Annotated in this window: 6 protein-coding genes; 5 read left to right on the top strand and 1 reads right to left on the bottom strand. The window is 59.6% G+C overall.

The window, feature by feature from the left end; translation table 11 throughout:
- Positions 1 to 61: 61 nt before the first annotated feature.
- Complete coding sequence (locus tag ABF979_RS15535; RefSeq protein WP_062023155.1) at positions 62 to 703, bottom strand: ATP-dependent Clp protease proteolytic subunit; 642 nt, start codon at positions 701 to 703, stop codon at positions 62 to 64.
- A 168-nt stretch (positions 704 to 871) separates the two neighbouring features.
- Between ABF979_RS15535 and ABF979_RS15540 the strand changes: the two genes are divergently transcribed.
- The 5 genes from ABF979_RS15540 (at position 872) to recJ (ending at position 7,292) form a co-directional block, all read left to right on the top strand.
- Entirely contained in the window at positions 872 to 1,873 is a 1,002-nt protein-coding gene (locus ABF979_RS15540) for a hypothetical protein (protein ID WP_415560633.1), read from the top strand.
- Positions 1,874 to 1,971: 98 nt separating this feature from the next.
- Positions 1,972 to 3,198, top strand: coding sequence for an LL-diaminopimelate aminotransferase (locus ABF979_RS15545; RefSeq protein WP_023944759.1), 1,227 nt, complete (start codon positions 1,972 to 1,974; stop codon positions 3,196 to 3,198).
- Positions 3,195 to 4,484 (top strand): homoserine dehydrogenase, encoded by a 1,290-nt coding sequence (locus tag ABF979_RS15550; RefSeq protein WP_415560634.1) that lies wholly within the window; start codon positions 3,195 to 3,197, stop codon positions 4,482 to 4,484. The genes ABF979_RS15545 and ABF979_RS15550 overlap by 4 nt, the downstream gene beginning before the upstream one ends.
- On the top strand, positions 4,481 to 5,482 hold the full coding sequence (gene glpX, locus ABF979_RS15555) for a class II fructose-bisphosphatase (RefSeq protein WP_202206310.1): 1,002 nt from the start codon (positions 4,481 to 4,483) through the stop codon (positions 5,480 to 5,482). Before ABF979_RS15550 ends, glpX begins: the two co-directional genes overlap by 4 nt.
- A gap of 10 nt (positions 5,483 to 5,492) precedes the next feature.
- Positions 5,493 to 7,292, top strand: coding sequence for a single-stranded-DNA-specific exonuclease RecJ (gene recJ / locus ABF979_RS15560; protein ID WP_415560635.1), 1,800 nt, complete (start codon positions 5,493 to 5,495; stop codon positions 7,290 to 7,292).
- The last annotated feature ends 89 nt before the right edge of the window (positions 7,293 to 7,381 follow it).

The following is a 7,381-nucleotide window of genomic DNA, read 5'->3' on the forward strand; positions in this document are numbered from 1 at the left end:
TTTTCATGATGGTCTTCGCGGCGTGCCCGAAGACACGCCGTGCCCCTTGGAGCTTATAGTTTTACTTCAGGTCTGTCGCGGAGTGGATGACACGGTTTACAAGCCCGTACTCAATCGCTTCCTTCGCAGACATCCAGTAGTTACGGTCCGTATCCTTGGCGACCTTCTCGTAGGTCTGCCCAGTTTCCTTGGCGAAAATCCGGTTCAGACGCTCACGCATCTTGATGATCTCGCGGGCTTCAATGTCGATATCCGTTGCCGGACCGCGCACACCGCCCATCGGCTGATGAAGCAGGAACCGCGTGTTCGGCAGACAAACGCGACGCTCCGGGCGGCCCGCTGCATAGATCAGCGCACCGGCGGAGGCGACCCAGCCAGTACCAATCATATTGATGGGCGCAATCGAATCCACGAAGCGGATCATGTCATGGATGGTGTCGCCACTTTCCACATGTCCGCCTGGGGAATTCACATAGACGTCGATCGGCTTGTCGGACGAACCGGCCAGCGCCAGCAGGCGCCCCGTCACGTCACGGGCGATCTTGTCGTTGATCCCACCAAAGATCAGAACCTTGCGCTGGTCGAACAGGCGGCTTTCGAGTTCGCTGATCGGGCTGTTCAGCGTCTTGTTGTCGTCTTCCGGGGCCTCTGGGGCATCGGGCTCGTCGTCCAGACGGGTAAGGGTCATTCTGGTGATGTCCATGTCGTTTCCAGATCCATCGTGCGTCTTCATCCCCCTATCCTGCTCTTCGTTTGCCTTCATGCCAAGTCCGGGAAAGACGAAGTCTCGCCATCCCGATCACGAACGGCTAGTCTCCGCCCTGTTCAGAGATTTGGCGAAGGCAGGAACGGCACAGTGGGTTCAGGGAACATGACGCATCCCGGGAAAGCGGTAACGCGCAGAAATGCGGGAAAGATCCCGTTTATACTGCTGCTAGCCACGCCCCTCTTTACCGCCTGCCAGCATCAGGACGCCGTCGATGTTCCGGCTGGATGGTGGCACAGCTTTGAGGGCGGAGAAATCGCCAAGCTGCGTCCGCCTCCTCCGGGGCAGAACGAGCCCTACCCGCATGTGGGGCGCACACCCACGAAGCTGCCGGAGATGCCGTCCCCCGAAGCTCGCATCAACCTCACGATGCAACTTGAAGCCCAGCGCAATCTTGCCCAGCGTGAAACAGCAGCGCACGGCACGTTGCCGGTAGCGCCGCCACCGCCTCCTCGGACGGCCCCTTCCGCCGTTAATCCAACAGGCACGGACTCAGATGAGCAGAACAGCCTGACCATGACGTCTGCTGGACAGCCCGCTCAGGATCCTGCCGCAACAGATACTGCGACAAGCGCGTCCGCAACGCCTGCCAAGGCGCCTACACCGGCGAAAACTGGAAAGTCTGCCCCGCCGCCAGAAGCAGAGCTTCCTCCCGTCATTGCCAAGTCGATCCCCCCGACACCACCCGGAGAATATCCGCAGATCGGCGCATTACCGCCGCCGCCGACCCAGTTCCCTGGCTTTGATATTCCGATGGACGCCAATCTGAGCGGTCCGCTTCGCCCGGATATTGACAGCTCCACGCCCGAAGGAACGCTAATCCGCTTTCAGCCTTCCACAGATCATGTGGTGGGCGACCCGTCTGGAGATTACCAGCGTCTGCTGTCCCATCGTGGCAAGCAGAAAGTAACGATTCTAGGCTTTGGGGCAGCCATGAGTGCGGATGCAGGTCTTTCCGCCGCAGATCAGGCCAGAGAAATCTCTCTTGGCCTTCTGCGCGCACGGACCGTAGCAGACGCTCTTGTCAAAAGAGGTGTTCCTGCATCTGACATCAGCATTCATGCGGAGGCCATTGGGGACGGTGTACGCGTACGGATTGGGGGCTGAGCCCCTCCCTGCGCTGCGGGACCGTAAAGGACTGTTCCTCTTACGGAAAAACCTGTCTATCGTGCCTTCTCCCTTAATCTTCTCACCTTGAGCTGGTCATGACCGAAGAGTTCCACCGCATCCGCCGCCTGCCGCCCTACGTGTTCGCTGAAGTGAACAAGGCCAAGGCTGCCGCGCGAGCGGCCGGTGAGGACATTATTGATCTCGGCATGGGTAACCCGGACAGCGCACCACCGGCCCACGTCGTGCAGAAGCTGGTCGAAACCGTGGGGGATCCGCGCGCGCATGGCTATTCTGTGAGCCGCGGCATTCCCGGTCTGCGCCGCGCCATGGCGAACTACTATGAGCGCCGCTTCAACGTCTCAGTTGATCCGGAAACGGAAGTCATCGCGACGCTGGGATCCAAGGAAGGTCTGGCCAATCTGGCCGCCGCCATCACCAGCCCCGGTGACACGATCCTTGTACCGAACCCGTCCTACCCTATCCATCAGTTCGGTTTCATCATCGCAGGCGCATCCGTCCGCTCCATTCCGGCCACACCAGATGAGGACATGCTGCGTGCGCTGGACCGTGCCGTGCGCCACTCCGTTCCGAAGCCGACCGCGCTGATCGTCAATTTCCCGTCCAACCCGACGGCATTCGTCGCCAATCTCGATTTCTACAAGGAAATCGTGGCCTTCGCGCGCCGGGAAAACATCTGGATCCTGTCGGACCTCGCCTATAGCGAGATCTATTTCAACGCAGATGAGCCACCACCATCCCTGCTCGCCGTACCAGGCGCGAAGGACGTGGCCGTGGAGTTCACCTCCATGTCCAAGACGTATTCCATGGCGGGCTGGCGCATGGGCTTTGCCGTTGGCAACCCAAAGCTGATTCAGGCCCTGACACGCATTAAATCCTATCTAGACTACGGCGCTTTCACGCCAATTCAGGTGGCCTCGGTTGCGGCTCTGAATGGCCCGCAGGATTACGTGTCGGACATCCGCGCCATGTATAAGGATCGCCGGGATGTTCTGCTGCGTGGCCTGAGCGCTGCTGGCTGGGACGTTCCTGCCCCCGCCGGATCCATGTTCGCATGGGCCCCTATTCCCCCCGCTTTCGCTGACATGGGGAGCGTGGAATTTTCCAAGCTCCTGCTGAAAGAAGCTGGCGTGGCCGTCGCACCCGGCCTGGGCTTTGGCGAATATGGCGAAGGGTTCGTCCGGATTGGACTTGTCGAAAATACTCAGCGGCTGCGTCAGGCGACGCGGGCCATCAAGAGCTTCATGAACCGGCACGGTGCCGGTGCATCGACCGCTGACCTTCTTGGAGCTGCATCATCGTGAAACCACTGCGGATCGGACTGGCCGGACTAGGGACTGTCGGTGTCGGCGTCATTCGTCTCCTGCGGGAGAACGCTGAAACGATTACCGCCCGCGCTGGCCGCCCGATCGAAGTTGTGGCGGTGACAGCGCGCAGCAAAAGCAAGGATCGCGGCGTCGATCTGTCTGCCACCCGCTGGCATGACGACGCCGTATCCGTTGCTCAGGACCCGGAGATCGACGTTGTTGTCGAACTGATCGGCGGCTCTGAAGGCCCGGCGCGTGACATGGTGGAAACGGCACTCACGCGTGGTTTGCCTGTTGTGACCGCCAACAAGGCCCTGGTCGCCCTGCATGGTTCCACACTGACACGTCTTTCAGCCGAAAATAATGCGCCTCTGCTGTTCGAAGCAGCTGTTGCTGGCGGCATCCCTGCCATCAAACTTGTGCGTGAAGGTTTGGCTGCAGATCGTCTCCACAGCGTGGGTGGCATCCTGAACGGCACCTGCAACTACATCCTCACGGAAATGCGCACGACTGGCCGGGATTTCGGAGATGTTCTGACCGAAGCTCAGGCCAAAGGCTATGCGGAGGCAGAGCCTTCCACGGATGTGGACGGATGGGACACGGCTCACAAGCTGGCCATCCTTGCCGGCATCGCGTTTCAGCCCATCGCATTCGACACTCTTCCTGTCCACGGTATCCGAGATGTGACAGCGGCAGATCTGACGTTCGCCAACGAACTGGGATACCGTATCAAACTGCTCGGCATGGCTCGTGCCAGCAAAGACAGCGGGATCGAGGCGTGGGTTCGCCCATGTCTGGTCCCCGCCAAGGCAGCCATCGCCGCCGTGGAAGGGGTATTCAATGCCGTCACCACACAAGGCCCGTTCAGTGGTCCTATCACCATTTCCGGTCGTGGAGCGGGCGAAGGCCCGACAGCCAGTGCCGTGGTAGCAGACCTGATCGATCTGGCCCGTGGTGCAGACCTTCCGGTCTGGGGCGTTCGAAATACACCAGCCCCCGTTGCCTGCACCAGCCTCGGGGAACTGAAGAGCGCCTTCTATATTCGTCTGGATGTGGAAGATCGCTCGGGTGTCATGGCTGATCTGACATCGGTTCTCCGGGACCATGATGTTTCCGTGCACTTTGTCTCGCAACATGATGCTGCAGCGGGACGTGCATATCTGGCCCTGGTGACTCATCAGGCCCCAGAAAAGGCTATTTCTGCAGCTATCACAGCACTTTCCGCGCTCCCTGTTGTTAAGGGAGCTCCCCTGGTGCTCAAGATCGAGGATTCTCTCCAGTGATCGATCCTACAAATGTTCTTCCCTACCGCGTAACTGACCGCAACCTGGCGCTGGAGCTTGTCCGCGTCACGGAAGCGGCCGCCATTGCCTCTGACCGCTGGACAGGCCGCGGCCTGAAGAACGACGCCGATGGTGCGGCTGTTCAGGCCATGCGCGCCGCCTTTGATACGGTCGCCATTGATGGCGTCGTCACCATTGGTGAAGGCGAAATGGACGAAGCGCCGATGCTTTACATCGGTGAGAAGGTCGGCTCCGGCGGCCCAGCCATGGACATCGCGGTCGATCCGCTTGAGGGCACGAACCTGTGCGCCAAGAGCCTGCCGAATGCCATTACGGTGGTCGCCCTCGCCGAGCGCGGCAAGTTCCTGCACGCCCCGGACATCTACATGGAAAAGATTGTCGTCGGCCCGGACCTGCCGGACGATGTCGTCAATCTGGACTCTTCCATCGAAGAAAACCTGCGCAACCTGGCAAAGGCCAAGAAACGTGATGTTTCTGACCTCGTGCTCTGTACGCTGGACCGCGAACGCCATGAAGAACTGATTGCCCGTGCCCGTCAGGCTGGTGCCCGCGTTCAGCTTCTCAGCGATGGTGACGTTGCTGCGGCTATCGCAACCTGTATCGATGGCGGCGGCGTGGATCTTTATGCTGGTTCCGGCGGTGCTCCTGAGGGTGTTCTGGCAGCCGCAGCAATCCGCTGTATGAATGGTCAGATGCAGGGCCGTCTGCTGTTCGAAGACGATGCACAGCGTGAACGCGCCCGCGAAATGGCTGACGGCAAAGACCCCACGCGCCTTCTTGGTCTGCACGACATGGCCGCCGGTCACGTTTTGTTTAGCGCTACAGGCGTCACCACCGGCTCTCTGCTGAAGGGGGTGGAACGGATCAGCCCAACCCGCGCCAAGACGCATTCGATTGTCATGCGTTCAAAATCAGGCACAGTTCGCTATATTGAAAGCCATCACGACTTCAGTCTGAAGACAAATCGACCATCCTGAATGGAGTAGCATGTTAGAAGACGATACGGGCCTGGTCCTCGGCGTATCCCGCAGCGCAGGCAACCGTCGGTGGATCTGGCGTGATCCACGTTTGGCAGAGGCGGATAACCGCCTTGCCCTTGGAATGGCTCAAAGAGCAGCCATTCCGGAACTTCTGGCCCGTATCCTGACTGCCCGTGGTGTTACAGCCACGGAAGCAGCCTCCTTTCTGGACCCGCGCCTGCGGGATCTCATGCCTGACCCTTCCTGTCTGCAGGATATGGACAAAGCTGCCGACCGGCTTGCTCGGGCTGTCCGCAACCATGAACATATCGGCCTCTTCGGCGACTACGACGTGGATGGCGCCTGCGGCACTGCACTGGTTTGTGATACTCTCCGGGAACTTGGCTGCACCGTCAGCACCCATATTCCAGACCGCATGACCGAAGGGTACGGCCCGAATACAGCCGCCCTTGAAAAGCTTGTTGCTGATGGCGCAACCCTACTCGTCTGCATCGATTGCGGCACAGCAGCGATCGACATTCTGAACGGCTTTCACGGCCAAACGGACGTTATTGTCCTTGATCATCACAAACCGGATGGTTCGATCCTGCCAAATGGCATTGTCGTTAACCCGAACCGCCTCGACTGCACCTCTGGTCTTGGCGCAATCTGCGCAACCGCCGTTGCTTTCCTGACGATGGTCGCCACAGTACGTCTTCTTCGGCGAGACGGCTGGTTTACGGATGGACGCGTTGCCCCTGACCTTCTTAAGCGTCTGGATCTCGCGGCCCTTGCCACGATCTGTGACGTCATGCCTCTTACCGGGCTGAACCGTGCACTTGTCATGCAGGGTTTGCGCGTCATGGCGCGTGGAGAGCGCTTGGGACTAGCCACACTGTCTTCTGTGGCAGGCGTGAAGGAAGAAGCCAGTGCGATGGCGTGTGGCTTCGCTCTGGGTCCACGCATTAACGCGGGAGGCCGTATTGCCAAGGCCAATCTTGGTTTGCGACTTCTGCTCTCCGAAGACGTCGTGGAAGCTCGCGCTCTTGCGGATGAGCTGGATAACGTGAACCGGCAACGTCAGAGCGTCGAAGCTGGCATTCTTGCTCAGGCGATGGAGCAGGCTGAACAGCAGATCGAAGCCAATCATGCGGTGATCTTCCTGCATGGTGAAACCTGGCATCCGGGTGTTGTGGGAATTGTCGCGGGACGGCTGAAGGAGCGATTCAATCGTCCGGCTTTGGTCGGCGCTCTCGCGGACGGGATTATCAAAGGATCTGCCCGCTCTGTTCCTGGACTGGATATCGGTGCCGCAATCATCGCGGCCAGACAGTCCGGGCTTCTTCTGACGGGTGGTGGCCATGCCATGGCTGCCGGCTTCTCGCTGGAAGCAGGCAATGCGGCCACTTTCCATGAATTGCTGGACAACACGCTTTCCGAAGCCCGCGCTCTTCCGGTTCAGGACGCATTACGGATCGATGGCCTCACCACACTCAGAGGCGCTTCGCTTGAAGTCGCTGCTCAGCTTGCGCGGTTGGCTCCCTTCGGACCCGGCAATGAAGAGCCCGTTCTGGCAATCAGCAATGTGCGATGCGTCAAGACTGATCGCATTGGCAAGGACGGAAACACCCTGCGCGTGATGTTCCAGGGTGAAGACGGCGGGACACGCCTGAAGGCACTTGTCTTCCGTGCGGGGGACAAACCATTTGTCCCCTTGCTTGAAGATCGGACGATGCCGCTGTTGCATCTGGCAGGGCATTTGAGGGTGGAAACTTGGCAGGAACGACAAAATCTAACTTTTTTCATTTCTGACGTTTCAAGTGCTTGACGGCACAAATGAACCCCCTTATACACCCGCTCATGCCTCCAGTCCCGTTCGTCTAGAGGCCTAGGACACTGCCCTTTCACGGCGGCAAC

This window comes from Gluconobacter sp. (assembly GCF_047723935.1).
Taxonomy (GTDB): Bacteria; Pseudomonadota; Alphaproteobacteria; order Acetobacterales; family Acetobacteraceae; genus Gluconobacter.

Excerpts from the sequence above, each read along its gene's own strand:
- ABF979_RS15545 (WP_023944759.1), top strand. The coding sequence starts at position 1,972 with ATGACCGAAGAGTTCCACCGCATCCGCCGCCTGCCGCCCTACGTGTTC.
- recJ (WP_415560635.1), top strand. The coding sequence starts at position 5,493 with ATGTTAGAAGACGATACGGGCCTGGTCCTCGGCGTATCCCGCAGCGCA.
- ABF979_RS15540 (WP_415560633.1), top strand. The coding sequence starts at position 872 with ATGACGCATCCCGGGAAAGCGGTAACGCGCAGAAATGCGGGAAAGATC.
- ABF979_RS15535 (WP_062023155.1), bottom strand. The coding sequence starts at position 703 with ATGGACATCACCAGAATGACCCTTACCCGTCTGGACGACGAGCCCGAT.